Origin of the sequence: Methylophaga sp. UBA4204, from assembly GCF_002379485.1 — a bacterium.
GTDB lineage: Bacteria > Pseudomonadota > Gammaproteobacteria > Nitrosococcales > Methylophagaceae > Methylophaga.
The window spans coordinates 22,029-45,056 of record NZ_DFTU01000030.1 but is presented as its reverse complement, the minus strand read 5'-3'; the positions used below and the strand labels follow the sequence as shown (position 1 = coordinate 45,056).

At 45.3% G+C, this 23,028-nt stretch carries 22 protein-coding genes and 1 pseudogene; 17 read left to right on the top strand and 6 right to left on the bottom strand.

The window, feature by feature from the left end:
• The 8 genes from B3182_RS03820 to B3182_RS03785 all read left to right on the top strand — a co-directional run.
• Positions 1 to 1,539, top strand: a 1,539-nt coding sequence (locus B3182_RS03820; protein WP_292751613.1) for a DUF4153 domain-containing protein, incomplete at its 5' end; no start/stop codon positions are given.
• A 248-nt stretch (positions 1,540 to 1,787) separates the two neighbouring features.
• The gene (locus tag B3182_RS03815; protein ID WP_292353885.1) at positions 1,788 to 2,690 is read left to right on the top strand and encodes a lipid kinase; all 903 of its coding nucleotides are present in this window, start codon (positions 1,788 to 1,790) and stop codon (positions 2,688 to 2,690) included.
• A gap of 1 nt (position 2,691) precedes the next feature.
• Positions 2,692 to 3,126 carry a hypothetical protein gene (locus B3182_RS03810; RefSeq protein WP_292353886.1) on the top strand — a complete coding sequence of 145 codons (435 nt, stop codon included), beginning with the start codon at positions 2,692 to 2,694 and terminating at the stop codon, positions 3,124 to 3,126.
• Positions 3,127 to 3,493: 367 nt separating this feature from the next.
• Entirely contained in the window at positions 3,494 to 3,853 is a 360-nt protein-coding gene (locus tag B3182_RS03805; protein WP_292353888.1) for a DoxX family protein, read from the top strand.
• A 102-nt stretch (positions 3,854 to 3,955) separates the two neighbouring features.
• Entirely contained in the window at positions 3,956 to 4,726 is a 771-nt protein-coding gene (locus tag B3182_RS03800) for a zinc-dependent peptidase (RefSeq protein ID WP_292353890.1), read from the top strand.
• A 441-nt stretch (positions 4,727 to 5,167) separates the two neighbouring features.
• Complete coding sequence (locus tag B3182_RS03795; protein ID WP_292741931.1) at positions 5,168 to 6,109, top strand: GGDEF domain-containing protein; 942 nt, start codon at positions 5,168 to 5,170, stop codon at positions 6,107 to 6,109.
• Positions 6,110 to 6,310: 201 nt separating this feature from the next.
• A complete protein-coding gene (locus tag B3182_RS03790; RefSeq protein ID WP_292751610.1) occupies positions 6,311 to 8,311 on the top strand; it encodes a primary-amine oxidase in 2,001 nt (666 codons plus the stop codon).
• Positions 8,312 to 8,320: 9 nt separating this feature from the next.
• Positions 8,321 to 9,055, top strand: a complete 735-nt coding sequence (locus tag B3182_RS03785) for a cytochrome c oxidase assembly protein (RefSeq protein ID WP_292353896.1) — start codon at positions 8,321 to 8,323, stop codon at positions 9,053 to 9,055.
• Here B3182_RS03785 and B3182_RS03780 read toward each other — a convergent pair.
• The 6 genes from B3182_RS03780 to B3182_RS03755 form a co-directional block, all read right to left on the bottom strand.
• Positions 9,011 to 9,967, bottom strand: a complete 957-nt coding sequence (locus tag B3182_RS03780) for a helix-turn-helix domain-containing protein (protein WP_292353898.1) — start codon at positions 9,965 to 9,967, stop codon at positions 9,011 to 9,013. The two genes, B3182_RS03785 and B3182_RS03780, sit on opposite strands and share 45 nt — an antisense overlap.
• A 299-nt stretch (positions 9,968 to 10,266) precedes the next feature.
• Positions 10,267 to 10,995 carry a copper resistance protein B gene (locus tag B3182_RS03775; protein ID WP_292353899.1) on the bottom strand — a complete coding sequence of 243 codons (729 nt, stop codon included), beginning with the start codon at positions 10,993 to 10,995 and terminating at the stop codon, positions 10,267 to 10,269.
• Positions 10,982 to 11,401 (bottom strand): multicopper oxidase domain-containing protein, encoded by a 420-nt coding sequence (locus B3182_RS03770; protein WP_292353901.1) that lies wholly within the window; start codon positions 11,399 to 11,401, stop codon positions 10,982 to 10,984. The genes B3182_RS03775 and B3182_RS03770 overlap by 14 nt, the downstream gene beginning before the upstream one ends.
• A gap of 57 nt (positions 11,402 to 11,458) precedes the next feature.
• Entirely contained in the window at positions 11,459 to 12,679 is a 1,221-nt protein-coding gene (locus B3182_RS03765; RefSeq protein ID WP_292353903.1) for a copper resistance system multicopper oxidase, read from the bottom strand.
• A gap of 60 nt (positions 12,680 to 12,739) precedes the next feature.
• On the bottom strand, positions 12,740 to 13,090 hold the full coding sequence (locus tag B3182_RS03760) for a hypothetical protein (protein WP_292353905.1): 351 nt from the start codon (positions 13,088 to 13,090) through the stop codon (positions 12,740 to 12,742).
• A gap of 257 nt (positions 13,091 to 13,347) precedes the next feature.
• Positions 13,348 to 15,279: a TonB-dependent receptor gene (locus B3182_RS03755; RefSeq protein ID WP_292353907.1), complete on the bottom strand. Its 1,932-nt coding sequence runs from the start codon at positions 15,277 to 15,279 to the stop codon at positions 13,348 to 13,350.
• A gap of 307 nt (positions 15,280 to 15,586) precedes the next feature.
• On the opposite strand from B3182_RS03755, the gene B3182_RS03750 reads away from it, so the two are divergent.
• From B3182_RS03750 to B3182_RS03710, 9 genes and pseudogenes are all read left to right on the top strand, one after another.
• A complete protein-coding gene (locus B3182_RS03750; RefSeq protein WP_292411241.1) occupies positions 15,587 to 16,675 on the top strand; it encodes a peptidoglycan DD-metalloendopeptidase family protein in 1,089 nt (362 codons plus the stop codon).
• 263 nt (positions 16,676 to 16,938) lie between these two features.
• Positions 16,939 to 18,117, top strand: a complete 1,179-nt coding sequence (locus B3182_RS03745) for an SIR2 family protein (protein WP_292353911.1) — start codon at positions 16,939 to 16,941, stop codon at positions 18,115 to 18,117.
• A complete protein-coding gene (locus tag B3182_RS03740) occupies positions 18,114 to 18,893 on the top strand; it encodes a helicase HerA domain-containing protein (RefSeq protein ID WP_292353913.1) in 780 nt (259 codons plus the stop codon). The genes B3182_RS03745 and B3182_RS03740 overlap by 4 nt, the downstream gene beginning before the upstream one ends.
• A 198-nt stretch (positions 18,894 to 19,091) precedes the next feature.
• Positions 19,092 to 19,964: an ATP-binding protein gene (locus B3182_RS03735; protein WP_292751607.1), complete on the top strand. Its 873-nt coding sequence runs from the start codon at positions 19,092 to 19,094 to the stop codon at positions 19,962 to 19,964.
• Between the two features lie 197 nt (positions 19,965 to 20,161).
• Positions 20,162 to 20,866 (top strand): NYN domain-containing protein, encoded by a 705-nt coding sequence (locus B3182_RS03730; RefSeq protein WP_292353917.1) that lies wholly within the window; start codon positions 20,162 to 20,164, stop codon positions 20,864 to 20,866.
• A 64-nt stretch (positions 20,867 to 20,930) separates the two neighbouring features.
• Positions 20,931 to 21,320: an antibiotic biosynthesis monooxygenase gene (locus B3182_RS03725; RefSeq protein ID WP_292353919.1), complete on the top strand. Its 390-nt coding sequence runs from the start codon at positions 20,931 to 20,933 to the stop codon at positions 21,318 to 21,320.
• Between the two features lie 27 nt (positions 21,321 to 21,347).
• On the top strand, positions 21,348 to 21,506 hold the full coding sequence (locus tag B3182_RS03720; RefSeq protein WP_292411243.1) for a hypothetical protein: 159 nt from the start codon (positions 21,348 to 21,350) through the stop codon (positions 21,504 to 21,506).
• A gap of 86 nt (positions 21,507 to 21,592) precedes the next feature.
• Positions 21,593 to 22,102, top strand: a complete 510-nt coding sequence (locus B3182_RS03715) for a DUF6653 family protein (RefSeq protein WP_292353923.1) — start codon at positions 21,593 to 21,595, stop codon at positions 22,100 to 22,102.
• Positions 22,103 to 22,759: 657 nt separating this feature from the next.
• Positions 22,760 to 23,028 (top strand): annotated as a pseudogene (locus tag B3182_RS03710) (phosphoribulokinase); the annotation flags it as partial.

Here is a 23,028-nt window from a genome sequence, read left to right as displayed (position 1 = left end):
GGGCTGGATCAGAACAATGGACGGGCAATGGTCAAAGTTACCTTGCCATTCGCGCTGGTCAGCGGTCTGCTGGGATATTACGTCGGCCATCAGGTCACGCCCATCGAACATATTCGTTTTAATGTACTGTTGTTCAGCTTTGTGCTGACGATGGTCATCGCAACTTTTAAAGCGTTAATGTACAGCCAGCAATGGGCCAGAGGGGAACGTGTTACTTATAGCGCGTTGTTTCTCTGGTCATGGCGTAATTTCCTGACTTTGTCTTTGGCAATGCTTTTTGCTGGCAGCTTCTGGCTGTTGCTGATGTTGTGGGCCGCGCTATTTAAAGCTATCAATATTGATTTCTTCAGTGACCTGTTTGAGCAACGCTGGTTTTATTACCCTGCTATTGCGCTTGCCAATGGCTTCGCCATTATCATTTTTCGCAAACTCACTCATATTATCGATACCATTACCCGTCTTCAGCAGGCGTTGATTAAATTTCTGCTTGTGCTGCTGTCGTTGGTCTCACTGCTATTTCTTGGCGCTTTACCCTTTACCGGTCTCGAACCATTGTGGGAGAGTGGGGGGAGCAGCCTTATTCTATGGATGCAGGCCCTGATTTTGTTTTTCGTCAATGCCGTGTATCAGGATGAGCCGGACAACTGGCCTTACTCGGTTTGGCTGCACCGCTTTATTTATATCTGTATCGCGATACTGCCTGTTTACAGTGTGATCAGCTTCTATGGTTTGAGCCTGCGTATTGATCAGTACGGTTGGAGTCTCAGTCGTTTTTGGGCTTACCTGATCTGGTTTTTACTGGCATTGTTCGCTATCGGCTACCTATGGGGTATTGCCAAATACCGGGATAGATGGACACATCAGCTCAGCCGGACGAATGTTGCCATTGGTCTGGTCGTATTGGTGGCGATGCTATCGGTTAACTCTCCACTGCTGGATTTCAGAAAAATGGTCGTGGCTGATCAATTGCAACGGCTGGCTGACAACAAAGTCACTGTTGAAGACTTCGACCTCAGCTATTTTCGTAACCACTTGGCACGGCCAGGCTATGAGGGATTACAAACCCTCAAAGCACAATACGGCGAAGCACATCCAGGTCTGTTGGTCAGAATCAACGCTCTGTATGCCAACGGTAACAATGAGCGTCCCAGCTCTACCCGAGACGAATTTATCGCTGCCATCACCCTGTTATCCGATAATCCACCTGAGACGTTACTGACGGCTATTTATAAACAGGAGACAAAAAATCACTGGAACCTGCGGCAGACACAGCAATATTTTTTACAGGCACTGGATCTGGATAAGGATGGAGACCAAGAATATCTTTGGATTGAAAAAAAACCTGAACAAACCGTAATAAAATTATTTTTCCAGCAGGATAAGCAATGGAAATCGTCTTATCTTGGAAGCTTTCGAAAAGAGAACAATGATATTGACCAGTTTTATCAGGCGTTATTAGCGGGTGAAATTAAGGTGGCGCCATCACGCTGGAATGATGTAATTATTGGTGACCAGCGATTCAGGGCGGGTCTGGAGTAGGGGAGCGCTGCCTTATCTTACAAAAAGCGCTCCTCGTGCCTTGATTGACGCTTTATCAAGTCATGACAGAGGCGGAAATAAATAAACACACCCTACAATCATGAGGCGGCAGCTATATTTTGCGACGACGTTTGGTGCATCGGGTATCTTGATTAGGGTTAACGCCCCGATCGTATTAAGTACTTATAGTCTTCTTGTAGCGTTTTTCATTTTCCTGACGAAAACTATTTTAACAAGGTAATAAACACTTGCAGCACGCGTTGTTAATTATTAATCCGCATAGCCGAAATGGGCAAAACGAAGCCTTGGAGGGAGCCGTGCGATTGCTTGAAGCTTCAGGTATCGAGGTATCCGTTTGTGAGTCTGAGAGTGAGTCCCATTTGGTGTCGCTTATTAAAGATTATGAACATGAAGACGGAATCGTCATTATAGGTGGTGGCGACGGAACCATTAGTTCAGCTTTGCAGCCCTTACATAGCTGTAAACGAACTTTGGCTATTTTCCCGATGGGAACGGCCAATGATCTTGCACGATCGCTTGGTGTTCCAGAGAATTTATTAGACGCTGCACAGGTCATCGTGGATGGAAGACGCGAAAAGATCAGTTTAGCTAAGGTCAATAATGAGCATTTTTTTATCAATGTGGCTCACATGGGGTTAGGTGTTGATGTGACACGTGAACTCACTTCAGATAGCAAAAAGTTCTTTGGTATTTTTGCCTATCTGGGCGCTTTTTTAAAAGCGATAAAGCGAAATAAAAGCTTTAAAGTACACATTAAAACTGATGACTGGCACATCTCCACCCGGGTGATTCATCTGGCGGTAGGTAATGGTCGGTTTTATGGGGGAGGCAATATCGTTGATCAACGATCAACGTTGCTGGATGGACAGCTGAATTTGTTTTTTATCAAGCCGCAACGATGGTGGCAACTGTTGTTGCTCGGGCCGAGTTTACGACAAGGCGCTTTGGATACGACAGACCGCATCGTCCGTAAAGCAGCTGAAAAATTCAGCATCCAGACTTCTAAACCAAAAGAATTGGAAGCCGATGGTGAATTTAAAACGACAACGCCTGTAGAATTTGAAGTCATCCCTAAAGCAATCGAAGCCATTGTTGGTGATATTCCAACATCAACCACAGGAAACGTTTGATATGTCGATACTACGCACCGATGACCAGGCAGATGCTCTGGAAATTTTAAAATTAATCATAGAAACAGCCGACTTTTACCGGGCAATGGGTGAGTTATTAACCGAGGATAATGTTGATCATCAGCTGTTTGAGATTGCCAGCGAAAGGGAAAGTTATATAGAGCCGTTTCGAGAGGTCGTTAAAGCGCTGCACGAACTTCCGTCGACACCTGATTCCGATAAAGAATTGGTCGAGCAGCTTGGTGGCAAAATGACCCAGTTGCTTTCTGCTGATTCAACAAATGCTATTTTGGATAAATGTCTCAAAAAAGATGAGGCGCTGGTAGAGCTTATTAGTAAGACGGCATTAGGTGAGCAATCGACGGAGTTCAAAAGATTACTTTATTCTCTGGATCAGCATCTCGCCAATACCAAAAAAATCCTGTTAAATAACTAACTGACGGGGTTCAGAAACAGACCATGGTCAGGCCATATAGCCATTGATATATCTCTAGAATAAAGAAGTTATGGAAAAAAAGCTGAAAGACAAATTGCAACGGATATACGTTTATATCATGGTAATAGCCGCCCTTTTTGTGATTGCCATGACGTTTTATCACGGGTTTTTAAAGTTCAAAGAGATCCTAAGCCTTTAATTCGATTCAAACCGCATTTTGCAACATTTTCTGGCGCGCTCATACGGCTGGTGTTGCCATCCTTTGATAGGCCGTTTTAATCACCTTCCGAGGGATTTAAGCCATGTTTTGTAACAGTCTTTGATTTCATTTGTCTTTGAGCTATAAACAGTCTGAGGGATGTTGATCATGAATGCTTTTTCAAAACATGCCAGTTTGCTTCTGGCCGCGATTTTTCTCCTCACGGGACTAGCAAAGCTCGCTGGCCTGGAGTTTGAGATTCAGGCTTTTGAACGTTGGGGATATCCACTTTGGTTTATGTATCTGGTCGGTTTTATTGAAGTGTCAGGTGCAGTGGCATTGCTGTTCAAACAGGTGCGAGCCCTAGCAGCAGCGGGTTTGGGTTTATTTATGATTGGGCCTGTGGTGACACACGTTTTACATGCAGAATGGGGCATGATGATGGTTGCCTTGGCCATCATGCTGTTTTCAGTTTGGATTGCCTGGCAATGGCGCAAAATGGTTTCACTGCCATTTTTAATTAAGTAAACCGCTTTTTATGTTTGAATGTTTCCCCTGACTCTCTGGATATCAGGTGATTGAGCTCTGATCCGTTCGAAGATTTTGCAGTAGTTAAGGGGTACCTGAAACATGTTTAAGCGATTGCATGACTGGCTCGAAGGTCGTCGGATTAAAAAAATGGGGTTTACCGCCGACCAATGGGAGTCGGCGATTGCCGATTGGCCGGTCATGGAGCGTTATCAAGGAACTGAGCGTGACGACCTACGCGAGATGACCTTTCGTTTGCTGGCTCGGAAAAACGTGCTTTCTGGAGCGGAGTTTCAATTCACAGATGCGATGTGCCTGAAACTCGCCACTATGGCTTGTGTGCCTATTCTGCATCTTGGCCTACATTGGTATGACCATTGGAAGACCATCATTCTCTATGAGGGAGATTTTCTGCCCAACCGGCCTTATCGCACGGATGATGGTGTAGTTCACCCGAGAAGTCCGGGCCTGAGTGGTGAAGCCTGGGCGCGTGGACCGGTGATTTTATCCTGGCAGGCGATTACTGAAAGCGGCGGCACTACTCGTCACGGCAAGGCCAGTAATGTGGTCATTCACGAATTGGCACATAAGATCGATATGCTCCGTGATGGCGCCAATGGGGCACCTCCGATGCATCCTGATATGCGACCTGGTGAGTGGCACGATATTTTTACTGCTGCATGGGATCGCTTGGAAAATGACAGGCAACACCATCGCTCATTGCCACTTGATGAGTATGCGTTAAACAGCCCGGCAGAATTCTTTGCTGTCTGCAGTGAGGCTTTTTTTGAGTCACCGGAAACCATGAAGGAAAAAATGCCCAAGGTTTATGGTTTGTTGTGCCAGTTTTATCGTCAACAACCCATACGTTAGCGATTTCTGGCAACTAAGCTCATTCTTACAGAGATATAAAATATTTAGGAGTGGCAATCACACGTTCACCACGCGGAGCATGGGATCGAGCTCAAAATTCTATTGAGGTTATGGCCGCTTTAACGGTGACTTGGCTATTACCTCAATCAAATGCGATATGTGCCTGCACGGTTGTTTTGGCAAGGCGACATGTTGGTCACAGAATATGGCATATTCTGTAACAATTACTCGATTCATTACTTTTTTTTACTTCGAATGTTTCAGTTTGTAACAGAACAGGGCATTCCAACACGTTTATCAGTAGAATTAGAAACGACATGATGCGGAGTAAACGTAATGTGGACAACAAATATTTTGTTGGTAGCAAGGCATTCTAAATATGCCGAGTTACGTTAAGTGACAGCATATTCAAAGACCTTGATACAGGAATCACCGGTTCGGGTGAAGACCATTGTTGGGGTTGCATTTGTGGTCTTTGTAGTTCTCATGCCTTTTTCACTCTATAACTTTTTCATGGAACGCTATGTTCTGGGCGTGGGCTCGTTATCCGTAGTTTCGATCATGGCGCTTAATGCCTGGAACTGTTGGCATGGACGCTATTATCCTTTTTTGATATTGGTTGGCTTGACACCAATAGTTGTTATTTTCCTAGGCTTCACTATTTATCAGCAGGGCCTGATTGGTTTGTTATGGTGTTACCCGGCAGTGATTTCCTTTTATTTCATGCTGCCGGAACGCTACGCCTGGGGAGCAAATATTGTTTTACTGGCGATGTCATTGCCAATGTCATGGCTGTTTTTAGATGCCGAACTGGCATCAAGGGCTACCGCCACCTTGCTGTGTGTCAGTGCATTTGCCGTGATTTTTGTTCGGGTGATCAGTATTCAGCAACATGAATTACACGAGCTGGCCATGACTGACTCGTTAACGGGGCTGTCAAACCGCGTGCAGTTACACGACTCGCTGGAACAAGCTGTGCAAATGTTTGAGCGTCATGCGGTGCCAATGACGCTGATTTCATTGGATCTGGATAATTTCAAGAAGATTAATGACACCTTGGGGCATGATGCCGGTGATGACGTTCTGCGTGGTATTGGCAAACTACTGCAAAAGCGTATTCGGCGCTCTGACAAAGTATTTCGTCTGGGCGGGGAGGAGTTTCTGATCTTGCTTTATGAGACTGATTCAGCACAGGGTTTGCTGGTTGCTGAGGAGTTGCGCAAGAAGATTGAATCCATGCGTTTATTACCGGATCGAAGCGTAACAACCAGTGTTGGTATCGCCACATTGCAGCCAAAAGAAGATTGGCGGGATTGGATGAAACGTAGTGATGACAATCTATATCGAGCCAAAAAGGAAGGCCGCAACCGCGTGCTAGCCTGATAATGGCTGTTTTATAAACGGGTCGATCTGCTTCAAAAAGTTGTGACCAGAGTTGAGTTCCCTCAGTGCATGGGAAAAGTCATTAAATAATGCGTGTTAGTTTTTTCATAATTAACACAATCGACTTTTGCCAGTTTGTGATATTGCGCATTGTTGAAGTGACTAGTATGGAGTGAGAAATGTTATTCCATCGAGGTCACCATGAATACGCCAATCCACACTGCTTACAAACCAGAAACCACACCCGGCATTAAACCTACCCATCCGTTAGATCCATTGACCCTTGAAGAATTGGCCGAAGCCACTTTGCTGCTCAGAAAAGAGAAACAGCTCAGTCCCTCATGCCGTTTTCCCTATTTGCAACTGGATGAACCTGCCAAAGATGAAGTACTGGCCTTTGAGGCGGGTAACCCCATTTCTCGTAAAGCCTTTGCGGTGGTGCTGGATAAATCGACGGGATTGATTCACGAAGCCAAAATCGATCTGATTGCTGAGCAGATTATCGAGTGGAAACAACTGGACCCGGAAGTCAGCGGTCAGCCGCCGATAATGATTGAAGAGTTCTTCAGCTGTGTGGATATTGTGCAAGCCGATGAAGGCTTCAGGGCTGCGGTGAAGCGTCGTGGTTTAACCGACAAAGACATTGAAAATATTCAAATCGATCCCTGGTCATTTGGTTATTACGGTGATGATGAAAAATATCGTGGTCGCCGTTTGATGCGTGGGGTTGCGTTTGTACGGGATGAGATCGTCGATAACGGCTATGCCCGTCCGATTGAAGGCCTGATGGCGATTATTGATCTCAATGAAGAGAAGGTTATTGAGATCATTGATGACGGTATGAATACACCGGTCCCCAAAACCAAACGCAATTACGATACACCGTCATTAGGCAAACCCTGTGAAGGCCTGAAACCGTTACATATCGTGCAACCGGAAGGAGTCAGCTTTACTGTGGATGGCTGGAGGGTGGATTGGCAGAACTGGTCATTCCGAGTGGGCTATACCCCACGTGAGGGACTGGTGCTGAATCAAATCAGCTATAAAGATGGCGAGCGGGTTCGTCCTATCATCTATCGGGCGAGTATCAATGATATGGCGGTGCCGTATTCTGATACCGCGCTCAATCATTACTGGAAATGTGCTTTTGACGGTGGAGAATACGGGCTGGGTCGTATGGCCAATCAACTGGAACTCGGTTGTGATTGTCTGGGTTCTATTCGTTATTTTGATATACCTGCCGTCGATGATCAGGGGCTGCCGTTTCTGATGAAAAATGCCGTGTGTATGCATGAAGAAGACTACGGCACCTTATGGAAGCATTACGAGTTTCGTAGTGAAACCTATGAAATGCGTCGTTCACGTCGCCTGGTCATCAGCTTTTTCTGCACCGTCGGTAACTATGATTATGGTTTTTACTGGTATCTGTATCAGGACGGTACCATCCAGCAGGAAACCAAACTGACCGGCATTATCCAGACCAGCGGTATGGTGCCAGGCGATAAACCTAAATTCGGAGGCATTGTCACGCCGGAAATTTACGGCCCTACACACCAGCATTTCTTTAATGCCAGGCTGCATATGATGTTGGATGGCGAAAATAACTCCGTAGTGGAAACCAACTTTTCACCGGCCGATCAGAATGCGGAAACCAACCCGTGGGGCAATGTATTCAAAACCGAAACCACCTTATTCAAAACCGAACTCGAAGCCACCCGTGAAGCCAATGGCGCGACAGGACGTTTCTGGAAGATCATTAATCCTAATCTGAAAAATTCGGTCGGTAATCCACCAAGTTATAAATTGGTGGCAGAGCATAATCCGCTGATGCTGGCGGGCCCCAATAGTTACATTGGAAAACGCGCCGGTTTTGCCAGCAAGTATTTATGGGTGACGCCGTATGATCCCAATGAAATGTATTGCTCAGGCATGTATCCCAATCAGAATAAGGGTGATGGTCTGCAATACTATGTGGAGAAAAATCGACCGATTGAAAACACCGATATTGTGGTCTGGCATACCTATGGTCATACGCATGTCTGCAAACCGGAAGATTTTCCAATTATGCCGGTGGAGTACGTTGGCTTTTCGTTAAAACCCAATAACTTCTTTGACGGCAATCCGGCAATGGATCTGCCGAAAGAGGTGGATGGCTATAGTGTTGATACCGCATCTGCTTCTGGCAGTTGCTGCTCCAAATAAGTCAATACGATGCTGCTCACCACGGTGGATCTGTTATGCAGTGTGATCTTTGTGATCACGCTGCATCAATGGACTGTTGCCAATCAACTAATCAACCGACCATTGTTATTTATTATCGGGAATGTGGTGTTTTTGACCGGTATGCTACCGTGGTTTGATGCCTTGGCGCGCTATTCAATCTGGTTGCACAGCGCTCAGAGTGTGATGGTGCATCATCTTGCACCGTTATTATGGATCAGTGCGTTGCAGCATCATTCAACTCGTCCGATAGCGAATAGTGTTGTTGAATCACATTGGCCGTTTACATTATTAATGAGTGGCTTTGCCGTATTAACCTGGGTGTGGATGTTACCGGAATTGCATCCGTTATTTATGCAAAGTGCACTGTTATACAGCGTGATGAAATGGCTGATGGCCTTAAGCGGAATAGTCTTGTGTTTGATGATGATACAAAAACATCAGCAGACAAGTTATTGGCAGAATCTAACCCTGATAACGGTGATCATGCCGTTGGTCATGTGGGGAATGTTGATGCTGGTGTTCCCAAATATGTACAGCGATACTCATTCAGAACCTCACCATCACCATATGATGATGAAAAACTTACCGGACTGGCTGCAGCTTTCTTCGGTCGCTGATCAATATTTGGGTGGGCTGATATTTATAATAGCTGGATTAGCCTATTGGCAAACCGGAACATCAGGCATAAAGCTTACGCGTCATGCTCGGCGTTTCGCCAAATAAACGGCGATATTCCTGCGAAAAATACCCCATATGAAAGAAGCCGTAATTGGCGGCGATATCCGTTATCGAAAAAGCAGTCTGCAATAACTCACGCCGTGCGGCATTCAGTTTAACAGCCCGCAAATATTGCATCGGCGAGGTGCCGGTGGCTTTATGAAAACTGTAATTCAATGTGCGATGCGGGATATGTAATGACTCACAAATATCCACCACACTGGCACAGCTGCCTTCGCTTGACGTCACATAATCATGGCAGCGTTGCACAATAGAATTATGTTGATTGCCCAATCTTTTTGGATGACTGATGCCGGTTTCCTTAGCGTCATATATGACCAACACCATTAATATAATCTGGTCTTCAATGGCTTTTAGCTGTTGCTGGATTTGGCTCTCTGATAATGCCGGGTCTTCGGGAATAGACGTTAACTGCTGCAGCATTGCGGCAAGATGATGACGAAGCCGGGTTAACGTGGCAGAGTCCGTTTTCACACCATGACTTTTGTTAAACCCGATAAGACGTGAATAGGTTTCAGGACTGAGCAATTGACTTAGGCGTTGCTGATCAACGGCTATGACGCTGTAATCCAATTCTGCGGGACCTACAAACGCGAAATCACTTTCGTAAGGGAGCAGAGTCACCCCATCGGCCATGATCTGCCGGGCCTGGTCAGAAGTATCACTGGCATCCATATGATGAGGAATCATTAAACTGATTTTGCCAGTGGGTGTATGGGTGTTCTGCACTACGCTTTGTTTCATTCGTTCACGAAAAACCCGCACGGAATCCAGCTGGATATCTTCAAGGAAACCTTCAAATTTGCCCGAGCTTAGTTGAGCATATTCCTGCGGCCAGTTCTGCAAAGAATGGGCATGTTGATTCACATCATCAAATACGGCAGATTGACTGAACATAATGCTGACACCTGTTAAGCCTAATAATCTGATGTATAAGCAAAAAATGCACCGTGTTAGTTTGAGAGTGGCTTTACAAGTTGTCTGAAAAACTTAACCAAGCAAAACCAATAGCTTTAAGAGGAAAACGAGAATTTTTGTCATTAAAACGGTATTGAGAGAATTCGATAATTTTGCCCAAATTTAGAGCAAATTTATTAATCAGGCTTCAATTTAGGTCAATCAGTGAGTAATGGTGTGCTGAGTAATGGAGTTCCCACGCAGCGCGTGGGAACCAGTTTTCTGACTTAATACCCAAATTAAAAAAGCAGTTTGATACCTATGGAAGCAATCCAGTCTTCTTCGCTCTCATCGGCATTTCTGGCGATAGACGCCGTTCGGCCAAATTTGCGTTCGTATTTCAGATCCAGATAAGGCACGACTTTACGGGTGATTTCATAAAACAGTTTGAAGCCGATTTCACCCTCGCTTAAGCCCCGGCCTAATTCCTGACGTTCAACATTCTGGGCAGTAAAGTCCAGTTGATAGTAGGGTTCGAAGCCAAACCGCTGGGTGAACAGCAGATGGTTTTTCTGTTTCAGCCGGGCACTGACATCACCATAATCACTGATGAACAGATGCGCCTGAGTTTCAAACAGATAGGGTGCCAGACCATTAAAGCCCAACGTTAGATAGCGGGTCGATTCTGGTTGGGTATCCACACGCAGACCCAGTTGGGCATCCCAGAAGTCGTGCACATTTCGGCTGTACAACGCCCAGACTTCGCTTTGTTCCAGCTTGCCTTTGTGGCCTTCCAGTTCACCTTTGAGCCAGAGCTTGTGATAGTCCCCGCCGATCCAGCCATCCCATTCAATATGCGATTTATCACCTTCACTGCCACCGCCATGTTGGGCTTCAAACCATAAGGCATGAAAGATTTGCGATTCATGCTCGTGTCCATGCCCATCATAATTTTCATCGGCATGGCTGCTGGAGATAAACAGACTCAACACGATGGTCAAAAATAGATTGGATTTAGTGATGCTCATGATGACCTCCCATCTCTTGTTGTGCTGGTGGAGCAGCTGGTAAATCATCTTCGTCATACTCAGCAGCCACTACGGAAGACATCATGCCAGCAGACATGTGATAGAGCAGGTGACAGTGAAATGCCCATTCACCGGGTTCATCCGCTGTCAGTAATACCGAATACTCTGTGCCAGGTGCGACATTTACCGTGTGTTTGTTGGGTAGTTTTTCACCGGGTTGACCGTTTTCCAGCTGCACAAACATGCCATGTAAATGCATTGGATGCGCCATCATGGTTTCGTTTTTAAAAATCAGCCTGACCCGTTCACCATAGCTAAGTTTGATCGGTTCAAAGCCCGGATCGCCATATTTATGGCCATTTAACGTCCAGATAAAGCGTTCCATGGTGCCGCCTAATTTGACCACAATTTCCCTTTCGGCAGGACGCAGATCATCTTGAGTGCCCAGTGCTCTTAAATCACTTTATTGCAACGCTTTGTGACCTTCTGGTGTACTGGCATCGGCCCAGCCACTTTGCATTTCAGCGGGTTCATCTTCCTGCATCGCCTGATGATCATCGCCATGCATATCGTGTCCACTATGATCCATCGAATCAGTCTGGCTCATCTGATGATCGCCGTGATCCATATCGTGGCCCATATCAGCCATGGTTAATAATGAACGGGGTCGGTGTGCTGGCACCATTCCATTCATGCCTGCTCGTGGGGCGAGCGTACCTAAAGCAAATCCGGTACGGTCTATAGATTCCGCTGCAATGGTGTAAGCCTGATCCGCCTCCGGCGTCACAATCACATCATAGGTTTCGGCCACGGCAAAACGGAATTCATCTACGGTGACCGGCTCGATGTACTGTCCATCAGCTTGAATCACGGTCATTTGCAAACCCGGAATCCTTACGTCATACATCGACATGGCCGAAGCATTGATAAAGCGCAATCGCACACGTTCACCGGGTTTGAAAAGTCCCGTCCAGTTTTGTTCGTTGGTTTGACCATTGACCAGAAACGCATCGTAACGCACATCGGCCAGATCGGTGGGTGACATCCGCATCTCTCCCCAAGGGCGAACATCCTGCCAGGCGGAAGCTAAACCCTGCTTGCGAACTTCACTGAAAAAGTCGCCGACAGTACGTTGTGAATAATTGTAGTAGTGCGGGCTTTTTTTCAGGTTGTTGAAAATCTGCTGACCGATTTCATTGCTGAAATCCGACAATAGCACCACATAATCTCGATCAGCTTGAACCACCGGTTCATCTTTGGGGTAAATCACCAACGCCCCGTAATGCCCATCCTGTTCCTGCGTACCGCTATGAGCGTGATACCAGTAAGTGCCGTTTTGACGCAGGGTAAAACGATAGGTAAACGTTTCACCGGCTTTGATGGCTTCATAACCACCCAGGCCCGGTACACCATCCATTTCGGGGGGGAGCAATAAGCCATGCCAATGCACAGAGGTCGGCTCATCCAGTTTATTGATGACATGGATAACCGCTTCATCACCTTCGGTGAATTCCAGTATCGGGCCGGGAATACCACCGTTAATAGTGATGCGTTCTACGGTTTTGCCCGTAATATTGATCGGTTCACGATCAATGACCAAGGTATATTCGGTCACATCCGCTATGGCGGAGAAGGGTAATAATACGGCTGAAATAGCGATCAGCCAGCGTGTAAATTGTTTCATGAGATCTATCCTCAACGTGTTTCGATTGGGTATCGGACGATACCCGCTACAACGGGAGGATTAGCTGCGGGGAGGGCGTTCTAGTTTGGTAGGAGATTGACGAACAAGCTGCTCAGCAGCAATGGCCAAGCGACTTTGTGAATAGAGTGAAGCAGTAAAAACAGATTGAAAACCTAAAACACCGGATGCATGACAATTGGCTGCTGCACAATGACAATGATCACTGGCGCAATGCGAATTGGCATCGTGTTTTGCTTGAGGTTCAGCATCGGAATCACAATCATGCTGTTGTTGACTCATTTCATGGTGCACAGCCATATCATTACTTTCTGCATGCGCAGCAGGCATAAGCATCGACAGCATAAAGAAGCCGATAAGCAAATAATGAAAAAGAGACTGTGGTTTAGCCATTAATTAATTACCAATAGATTATGTATGGTTAGACGCAGGATAAGCCAAAAGTTTTTACAGTGCCAAAATTCTGGAGATAAGACACTATAAACCTGAGTATGAGATTCATGGAGTACTTCGGAAAAAAAGGGGACAGATTTATTTTTTAATATAAAAACTGTCCACTTTTTTGGTTGCCATTAAAAAGCTCTCGGCTTTTGCCTAATTTCGCATGGCTTTATAGCCCGTCGAAATATAGCGTGCTGACTTATTCCAGCTTAAAATTCATAGCCATAGCTCACCATGTATTCAGCTGGTGCTCCATAACCGATTTGGTTACGTCCTGACGCTCCACCTGTTGCCCCGAGGAAGTACTCTTCATCAAAGATATTGTAGGCATTGAACTGAACGCTATGCTTTCCCACCCGATAAGCGGCCATTAAATCCACTAAAGTATAACTATCTAACTTAACCGCTTCGTTATTTCCAGCATATCGTTCACCCACATATTTGATGTTGCCACCCACTCGCCAGTGACTATCGATTTGATATGTGGAACCTAATGAGAATAATTGATCAGATACATCATTTGGTTTTTTACCTGTATCTTTATCTTCAGCATCTAAATAAGTATAGCTGGCTGTAGCACTCCACTGTTCTGTTAACTGCCCGCGTAGCTCTAATTCAAAGCCGTTATGACGTGAGGTATCTCGATCTGTAACATCGCCCGTTATTGTATCCGTTACAGGGCGCTCTTGTTCAATTTGAAATATGGCAGCATTAAACATCAACGCATCATCTAATGTATAAGCTTTAAAGCCAATTTCTTTTAGATCAGCCGAGTAAAACTCAGCCGCACCATTGCTAACAAAAATGCCGGCATTAGGCAGTTGCCATGAGCGTGAAAACGTCGCATAGGTCGATAAATCCTCAGTCAGACGATAACTGGCGCCAACACGATAACTCCATTTGTCGTCATCCAGATTTTCTTTCGGGTTACCCACACGCTGTTGTTCCAGCTCCATTTTGTCGTGACGAACATTACCAGTCAGTGTCAGATCACCGATGGTGTACATATCCTGCAAATACAAGCCATAGGTTTTGGTGTCATTTTTTCTAAATGGCTCGAAACCACCATTAACCACATGTTCAGTGACCGGATCATAGATCGATTGGTTTGCTTTCGTTACTCGACCAAAATCTAAATCAATCTTGGTTTGTGTATATTCACCACCGAACAATAATTCATGTGCGCCGACAGACCATTTTAATTCTGATTGCAGTGCATTAAAACGACGAGGGTCATAACCAAAATTACTGACTGTTTGTGTGACCGTGTCGCCAGTCACATTGCCTTGTCTCGTGCCTTGCTGTTCCAATTCAACACGGCTAATCACCACACGGTTATTCCAGATTAAATTCGGGGTGAATTTGAATTCATCGTTCAGAGAGAAACGTACACTTTTTGATTCTTGGTAATCATTGCTGCTACCAAAGTAGGTACTACGTGAAACATTCACTGGTTTACCATCTACTGAAGGCACACCACGATAAGGCACCAGGTCTTGCTTTGATATTTCCAAATCCACATCTAAAGTGTGATTATCACTCGGGGTAAACCGCAGTGTTGGCGCAATGAAATAATCTTTTGAATCGACATGATCGACAAATGAATCTGCTTTGCGGACCTCTACATTGATACGGCCATTGACAGTATTTGAGAATGATGTCGAGCTATCTACACGGCCTACCATTTTTCCATGACTACCAATACTTGCATTCAAACGTGTGAAATCATCACCATTAGCACGTTTAGTAATCAGGTTAATCAGCCCGCCTGTCGAACCACGTCCATACAAAGCACCCGCGGGGCCTTTAACTACTTCGATTTGCTCAATATTCGCTAAGCTACGATAAGACTGCAAGCCAGTATCATCACGCATGCCGTCACGATAGACATCATTCAAGGCATCAAATCCGCGAATAACAAATTGATCGCGGCTGCCTTCTCCAAGCGTATTGTTGACACCGGCCACACCATTTAAGGCGTCAACTAAACGAACCGCCCCACGATCCGTAATTTCAGTATCCGTTACTACAGAAACAGACTGGGGAACATCAAGCCATTCCGCATCTGTCTTACTTCCTGATGTTGGTGAAAACTGTGCATAGCCTTTGTATGCCTGACCAGTTACTACTAAAGGATTCATAGTCTTTGCTGAGCTGGTAGTGTCATCTGCTAGTAAGGGAAGCGAATAAATTGAACAGCATGTCACTAAAGTAGAAATGAGTCGTTTTTTTGTGTTCACCATGTGTGTCCTAATTTTATTAAAAAAAGGACGCAAATGATATTGATAATAATTAACATTTGCAAATGCGAAGTAAGATCTCATTCTGGTTATCACAAAATACTGGCAACTAAACATTGAGCTAATGGTTTAAAAAAGTAAAAAGGGGAGAGATAAACAGACCCTGGAAGTTGTCGCATCAATAATCTAAGAAGAGATGAACGTTGGTATGAGTGACCCGACCAAAGCAACTGATAGCGATCAAGTGTCTGAGCCTGACAATGTTCAGACAGGGCATGACACTGTTGATCAGTCGCCAATAAATCCAAAGAAACGAATCATACGATCGTGGTTATTTTTTGGTCTGTTAGCTTTATTAGTTGTTGTTCTGATTGCGCGTGATGACTTAAGACAAAACGCAGTAGAAAGCAGCGAAAATGCACTCCATTACATTGCCTTTGATGTATTGGGCTGGTCTCCAAGAGATCTGTTTATCTGGCGTTTACGAATGGCGGGATTATTGGATAGCCCAATGGGGCAGCGTTGGATAGAGGCTGTAGATCTGGCGGGTGAGCAGCCAGTGCAAGCAGCCGGTCAATACCGCACAACCGAATCCTTTGCGAGCGATGAAGTTGAGGCTCATGTTTATCAGGTGTCACTTGAACGAGGCGAAAAGCTGATATGGCAATTTTCTCGTTTGGATACTGCTGAAAGTAGGCTTTACGCCAGCCTTGAGCGGCGTGAAAAAAACGATCAAGAATGGTCAACCATCACAGAACTTAACGCAGATGACACAACCAATAGTGAGGTTGTCTCCAAAGCGGGTGCCTACCGCATCGTTCTGCAACCAGAGTTATTTGCCAATGCAGAATATTCACTGGCAATGGCCAATGGCGGTTCATTACCATTCCCTGTAGAGGGAGCAGGCCAACGGGATATTGGTAGTACTTTCGGTGTTGATCGTGATGGCGGTGTCCGGAAGCATCACGGCGTGGATATCTTTGCAGAAAGGGGAACACCAGTTACAGCGGTTATTGATGGTTATGTCCGAACCGGAACAGGCGCTAGAGGTGGTGAACATGTCTGGCTATCGGGCAGCATGATTGGGTTCGGCAGTGCTCGTTATTATTATGCCCATCTGGACTCATTCGCCGTTGAATCCGGCGAAAAGGTTAAAAAAGGCGACATACTCGGCTATGTCGGTAACACCGGCAATGCTATCACCACGCCACCACATCTTCACTTTGGCATTTACTCAGGCGGTCCGGTTGATCCAGCACCGTTTTTGAAACCTGAGCCCAATTTGTCTGATAGTTAAGCATCTTGATAACCAGCTAAATCTGATTAATCAGCTCCCAATAAGTTACTGAGTTTGCAAGTAATTGAAATCTGTGAAATATTCAACCCACTACATCCGCAATGGATTTGAGAAATGGAAATGTTATGGAAAACACACCTTCCCAAACAGCAGAAAATCAAAATCAAGTTGGCTGACCCCTTGATAGTATTAATAATTATTACAATGCATAAATCCTTATTGATGCATTGTTCGTTTACATCACTAAGAGGAATTTCTGTTTAATGGACACGAATACAAAAGACCTTTTAGATCAGCTTGATAATCTTTTGGCAGCAAGCAATCAGTCATGGTTGTTTGGTGCGGGAATCAGTCTTGATGCAGGCATTCCACTGATGTGGCCATTAACTGAGCGAGTTTTCGCGAAGGCAAAAACCGAAGGGGAGCCAAACGACTTCTCTATTCTGGAGCTCATTAAGAATCAGCTTTCTGATAACTCTCATATAGAACACATTTTGAGTCAACTGGGTGATCACCGTGCGATTGCTGACCGATCCAAGGACAAAAACGTTACTTTTGGTTCCATCAAGCTCTCGGTAGAAGATTTAGATAAGCTTCATCAAAGAATTCTGACGTGGATTGCTGAAACAATTCGATGGGGATATACACCAGCCAAACCAGATGGTACGTCGGAGATAATCGGAACACATGAGAAACGGATTGTCGTTATTGACCAGCATGCTGCGTTCGTTTCAGCTCTATTTAATCGAAGCCAAGCGGGAATCGCGGAGCGCCGAAGAGCAGTCCGGCTATTCACTACCAACTATGACACTCTCCTAGAAGATTCACTAGCCCTTTGTGGTTTTTCTTACTGGGACGGTTTTTCTGGCGGAGCTGTCGCGTATCGAAGCCATAGGTATGGTGATGAGGAACCGAATTTAAGAGACCGTGCACATGTAATTAAGCTTCATGGATCTATTGATTGGCACTTGGGAGAAGATGATCGTGTATGGCGAGTCCGTGATGGTGATCTATATCCGAAGAAAATTTCTCGAGTTCTCATTTACCCGCAATCGACAAAATATCTAGCAACTCAGCGCGACCCCTTCGCTGCTCAGTTTGAGCTTCTACGTCGCACTCTTTGTGCTCCAGAGGAGAACGTACTTGCAACCTGCGGTTACAGTTTCGGGGATGAACATATTAACCAAGAGATAGAGCTAGCGCTTCAGCGCCCAGAGAATAAAACAACTCTACTTGCCTTTGCTTCAAAACTTAATCCTATTCTTGAAAAGTGGAGAGCGAGTTCATGGGGCAAGCGAGTTTATGTGATTACCGAAGATGGATTATATGTTGGGCCAGGTGGTCCACATGTACCCCAGATTGACCCAGCGAAGCTAGATTGGTGGACGTTTTCTGGAGTCACTAAAATACTCAATAGTGGAGCAGAGGCATTCACGGTATGAATACATTTGATCTAATTCCAGATTTGAAGGTTGGGCATATCGTCGAAGTCTCTGGAACTTCGATTCGGGTTGAGTTATCAGGGGATGTCACTGAGCTCACTAGAACTTTCGAAGGTCGAGTGTATCCGATTGGACAAATCGGCAGCATCGTTAAAGTCCATTTCGGAAGACGTCTTGTGTTCGGATTTGTAACACTATTGCGCATGCGCTCTGAAGAATTACTGGAAATCACTAAGCCTATACCTCCTGATGCGGACCAAAGACTAATGGAGGTCGAACTTTTTGCTGAGGGGGTCTGGAACGCGACGGAACAGAAATTGCGGTTCATCCGGGGTGTAACTACTTACCCGTTACCCCGGCAGAGTGTGCATTTGCTTACTCGCGAGGAGACTGGTCAGATTTATTCGGCTGCGGAAGGGCAACAAAATGACGGTGCCTATAGCCCACTTGTTCCATTTGCTCACTATGTTGGAGCAGATAATGCCGTCTGTAGAGCAAATGTGGATAAAATGCTTGGAATGCATTGCGCCGTACTCGGCTCTACTGGGTCAGGAAAGTCTGGTGCGGTAGCCGCTTTACTTCATAGCATGCTGGAGCACACCCCAGAGCCAAACGCAATATGTCATCCGAGGATCATTGTTATTGATCCCCATGGAGAATATGGACACGCATTCAAAGAACGAGCGATCGTGTATCGGGCATACGATCCACTTGGAAACGAAGAGACAGTTGGCTCTCCGATAAGCCTGCCCTATTGGCTGATGTCTGCGGATTAATTCAGAACTTTAGTAATTGGGAAAACTGAACAAGAAGCAACTTCTCAGAACAACATTGTCTACAAAGCCATTACCTACGCACGCATGGTTGCTGCCGACCTAGTTGACCCTTCCCCAACTGCCCATGGTGGCGTAGCCCCGACCGATGGCTTGGACCACGACGCGCCAAGACCAAAGGAAGGAGTTACATTCGAAAAGTTGGTTGAGTTTGACCACGATAAGCCAAGGCCCTTTAGCCTTCAAGAGTTCTACAACCACATTTTCTACTTGCAAGCAGCGCGCGTGCAGGGCTCGGAACTTCAAAGCGTTACAGCCTCAGATTTCGCCACGAGGTTTAAATCTATTTTGGATAAGCTCTCAGTATTGAGGCGTTACCCAAGAATTCGTTTTATGATGCGGGAGTGGAATAATGAGAGCCCAAAACTTGAGCGTATCATTGCCCAATTGGTTGGTCAGATCCAAGGTGAAGGGGCTGTCGATAAGGACATTCGTATTTTGGACATTTCTGGTCTTCCAAATGAAGTGGCAGGACCGCTTGCAGCAATGCTTGCTCGTCTTTTGTTTCAGTACAAAGTTTACCAAACAACTGAAGAAAGAAAGCGAGATCCAGTGGTACTAGTTTGCGAAGAAGCTCACAGATATGTTCCCGATAGGGGAGAGGCTGAGTATGTAGCGGCTCAAACTGCTATCCGCCGAATCGCTCGCGAAGGACGAAAGTATGGGATCGGGCTAATGCTCGTTAGCCAGAGGCCTGCAGACGTTGAAAGTACTGTGATTTCTCAGTGTGGTACATGGCTTGTGCTGAGACTTACGAATGCTGCAGACCAACAACATGTTTCTCGTTTCCTTCCAGATGGTCTCTCGGGAATGACGAAGGCTTTGCCTAATCTTGCTCAGCAAGAAGCGATATTTGTAGGTGAGGGTGCTGCAATGCCCGCGCGTGTCCGAATTAGAGACCTTGATGAGAGTCAACTGCCCAAATCAGAAACAGCAAAGTTTGCAAAAGGCTGGATACTTGATCGTCTCACAGAAGAAGAAATTGCTGCGGTTGCTAATCGGATGGCCGGTTAAATCGTGGTCATTTTCGTTGAGGAATAGGGTGGTGATTCTTTGTCGGAATTAGATATGTGTTCTGTAAAAATTAATAAGATCGAAAGGGTCAGAGTCAATTGAAGTCCATCCAGCCATCAGTGATAAGGTCGTCATAAAAATTTAGTATCAATAGATAGCTAACCATCTACAAATCTATATTCGCATGAGGTGCAACCATGGATGAACTAAAACAGAAAATCGCATTATTTATTGATGCTGATAATGCGCCCGCGAGTAAGTTTGAAGATGTGCTGAGCGAGGTCGCAAACTATGGTGTGGTCACTATCCGTAAAGCATATGGCAATTGGAAGTCGCCTACGCTAAAGGCATGGGAAGATCTGTTGCATGAATATGCCATTCAACCCATCCAGCAATATGATTTAACCAAGGGGAAAAATGCGTCAGATATCGCATTGGTTATTGATGCGATGGATGTGATGTATACCAAGCAGATTGATGTGATGTGTTTTGTGTCATCGGATTGTGATTTTACGCCGATGGTGACCAGAGCATTAGCGGAAGGGAAGGTTGTGTTGGGGTTTGGTGAACGGAAAACACCGTCGGCATTTGTGAATGCGTGCTCCAAATTTCTGTTTCTGGATCAGGAAAAAGAAGTCACCAAAACAGCGGTTAAACCCAAGAACATTAAATCCGATACCAAACTGATTCATTTGCTGCGGCAGGCCATTGAGGCAACCGAAGATGAAGATGGCTGGGCGGCGCTTGGCCCTGTTGGATCAAATATTTCTAACAAGACCTCGTTTGATACCCGGAATTATGGCTTTAAGAATCTCAGTAGCCTGTTTAAAGCCATTGATTTATTTGAATTAAAACGTGGCACCGGTAATTCTTTTTTAGTGCGGAATGTACGCAATAAGTAAGACTAATGAAATCAAAGGGGAGGGTAGCTTTCCCTTGATGTACTAGATGTTTAGGAAGTGAACAATGCAACAAAATCGTCTGGACCCTATAACCGAAGGCGCGACGGCAGTTATCACCCATCAGGTGGATAAGGATAAACATGCCGAATATGAAGAATGGTTAAATGAAATTTCCCCACATTGTAAAAGCTCGCCGGGGCATCTGGATTTGAATGTCATCCGGCCCATTGCCGGTTTGACTGAAACATATACGATTATTATTCGCTTTGATACACAGTCACATTTACGTGGCTGGATGGAGTCCGCCAAACGCAATGAGTTGATCGCCAAGGTGTCGCCATTGTTGGTGAAAGGCGACGATTTTTATATTAATAGCGGGCTGGATTTCTGGTTTACTCCGGAGCAAGCAAATACTAAAACGCCGGTTCGTTGGAAACAGGCTTTGGTCACCTAGTCAGCTATCTATCCGCTGGTGTTGCTATTGCCGTTTTTGCTGCCACCACTTCACAAGCTGGGACTGCCTGATAATCATTATCTGGATACCTTGATCATCACCGGTATTGCGGTTTTGCTGATGGTCTATGTGGTGATGCCGCGCTATACCAAGCTCATTCATGCATGGCTGTTTCGGGGTTGTTAGGTTTAGAAAAGAGACTTTGAGATCAAGAGGCTTCAAATGCTGGCTATTTTACTCGAACCGGGTGATTAACCTATCGGTAATGTGAAATGACATTAGAACGCAAGATTGCAGGGCTTTTTAAGCTTGATGATGACAACTGGATGAGGCACGCGAATCCAATCAGTGTCTGGACCCGATATTCTGTGCTTCCTGTTATCGTTCTCGCGTTCTGGAGTAGAGAGTGGATTGGCTGGTGGTGTTTGGTGCCAGGACTGGCATCGCTTCTGTGGTTATTTTTCAATCCAATTCTTTTCAAAAAACCGAAATCTACCAAAAACTGGGCATCAAAGGCTGTTCTGGGAGAGCGTGTTTTTTTAAACCGGGATATTGTTCCGATACCGGGTAACCATAACACTCCGCTACACGCGATTCTTAATGGAATATCGTTTGTAGGTGTGTTGTTATCGATCTGGGCGACTGTGTATTTCTTGGTATGGGGCGCTGTGCTAGGTGTTGCATTGGCTTATCTTGGCAAGAGCTGGTACTTGGACCGAATGGTCTGGCTTTACGAAGATATAAAGGAAAAGAACGAGCTTTATCGTAGCTGGGAGTATTAGGGCTTGAATCAAGTCACGAGGAACACATTTTAGCTCCCTGATAAATTCTATTATGAGGATTATCATTAACGCCAAAAACAGAATAAAACGAAATCTGTACTCCAAAAAACCGATAGAGATATCGCTTTTTTTCCTCAGCTCCATCTCACCGAATATTATTAAATCTCACTTTGGCTAATCTAATAAAAAAGCCATCCAACACAAACTGGCTACCTAGCTGACCACTCCATCCTGTGCTGTCATGAAATGGTCGTTAAGACTTAAGTCATAAATTTTATTTATACCGAACATAAATATTTATGCCTTTTATTTATTGCCTCCCTGGTCTAGATTAAAAAAACCAGAAATGACTGGTCATCAGTGACACGCTTTTCCGCCTATGGAATTGCAAATCGAAAGGATGAATATTTTGGCATTACTAGATCTGGCAACAGCATGTAAACACATTTCTTTTACGGTTGGTCGAGGCGTCATTACTGGCATGTTGGACGCCTCGAACTCAACCAATGTAAAGAGTAAACCTCAACATCAGCCCTATATCATTACCAATGACATCCTGGTCGATGCCTTCTCGTGGACCGGCTACCCAGCCCGGAAATTGTACTCGTAAGAAGTCAAATCCGCCTCCCAACGACCACCACCAAGGAGAAGGTTTAAATGTCTGTTTCCCATCCGATTATTGCCGTTACTGGTTCTTCAGGAGCCGGTACCTCAACCGTAAAACATGCTTTTGAAGATATTTTTCGCCGGGCTAATATCAAACCCGTTGTTATTGAGGGCGATAGCTTTCACAGATACACCCGTGAAGAAATGCGTGCTGAAGTCATCAATGCTGAAGCAGAAGGCCGTTCGCTAACCCACTTCGGGCCAGAAGCAAACTGTCTGGATAAATTGGAAAAACTATTCCAAACCTACTCTGAAACGGT

What these genes read in the sequence shown, in the direction of transcription:
- B3182_RS03810 (WP_292353886.1), top strand. Translation starts at nt 2,692, where the DNA reads ATGTCGATACTACGCACCGATGACCAGGCAGATGCTCTGGAAATTTTA.
- B3182_RS03805 (WP_292353888.1), top strand. Translation starts at nt 3,494, where the DNA reads ATGAATGCTTTTTCAAAACATGCCAGTTTGCTTCTGGCCGCGATTTTT.
- B3182_RS03800 (WP_292353890.1), top strand. Translation starts at nt 3,956, where the DNA reads ATGTTTAAGCGATTGCATGACTGGCTCGAAGGTCGTCGGATTAAAAAA.
- B3182_RS03790 (WP_292751610.1), top strand. Translation starts at nt 6,311, where the DNA reads ATGAATACGCCAATCCACACTGCTTACAAACCAGAAACCACACCCGGC.
- B3182_RS03785 (WP_292353896.1), top strand. Translation starts at nt 8,321, where the DNA reads ATGCTGCTCACCACGGTGGATCTGTTATGCAGTGTGATCTTTGTGATC.
- B3182_RS03780 (WP_292353898.1), bottom strand. Translation starts at nt 9,967, where the DNA reads ATGTTCAGTCAATCTGCCGTATTTGATGATGTGAATCAACATGCCCAT.
- B3182_RS03775 (WP_292353899.1), bottom strand. Translation starts at nt 10,995, where the DNA reads ATGAGCATCACTAAATCCAATCTATTTTTGACCATCGTGTTGAGTCTG.
- B3182_RS03765 (WP_292353903.1), bottom strand. Translation starts at nt 12,679, where the DNA reads ATGAAACAATTTACACGCTGGCTGATCGCTATTTCAGCCGTATTATTA.
- B3182_RS03760 (WP_292353905.1), bottom strand. Translation starts at nt 13,090, where the DNA reads ATGGCTAAACCACAGTCTCTTTTTCATTATTTGCTTATCGGCTTCTTT.
- B3182_RS03755 (WP_292353907.1), bottom strand. Translation starts at nt 15,279, where the DNA reads ATGAATCCTTTAGTAGTAACTGGTCAGGCATACAAAGGCTATGCACAG.
- B3182_RS03750 (WP_292411241.1), top strand. Translation starts at nt 15,587, where the DNA reads ATGAGTGACCCGACCAAAGCAACTGATAGCGATCAAGTGTCTGAGCCT.
- B3182_RS03745 (WP_292353911.1), top strand. Translation starts at nt 16,939, where the DNA reads ATGGACACGAATACAAAAGACCTTTTAGATCAGCTTGATAATCTTTTG.
- B3182_RS03740 (WP_292353913.1), top strand. Translation starts at nt 18,114, where the DNA reads ATGAATACATTTGATCTAATTCCAGATTTGAAGGTTGGGCATATCGTC.
- B3182_RS03730 (WP_292353917.1), top strand. Translation starts at nt 20,162, where the DNA reads ATGGATGAACTAAAACAGAAAATCGCATTATTTATTGATGCTGATAAT.
- B3182_RS03725 (WP_292353919.1), top strand. Translation starts at nt 20,931, where the DNA reads ATGCAACAAAATCGTCTGGACCCTATAACCGAAGGCGCGACGGCAGTT.
- B3182_RS03715 (WP_292353923.1), top strand. Translation starts at nt 21,593, where the DNA reads ATGACATTAGAACGCAAGATTGCAGGGCTTTTTAAGCTTGATGATGAC.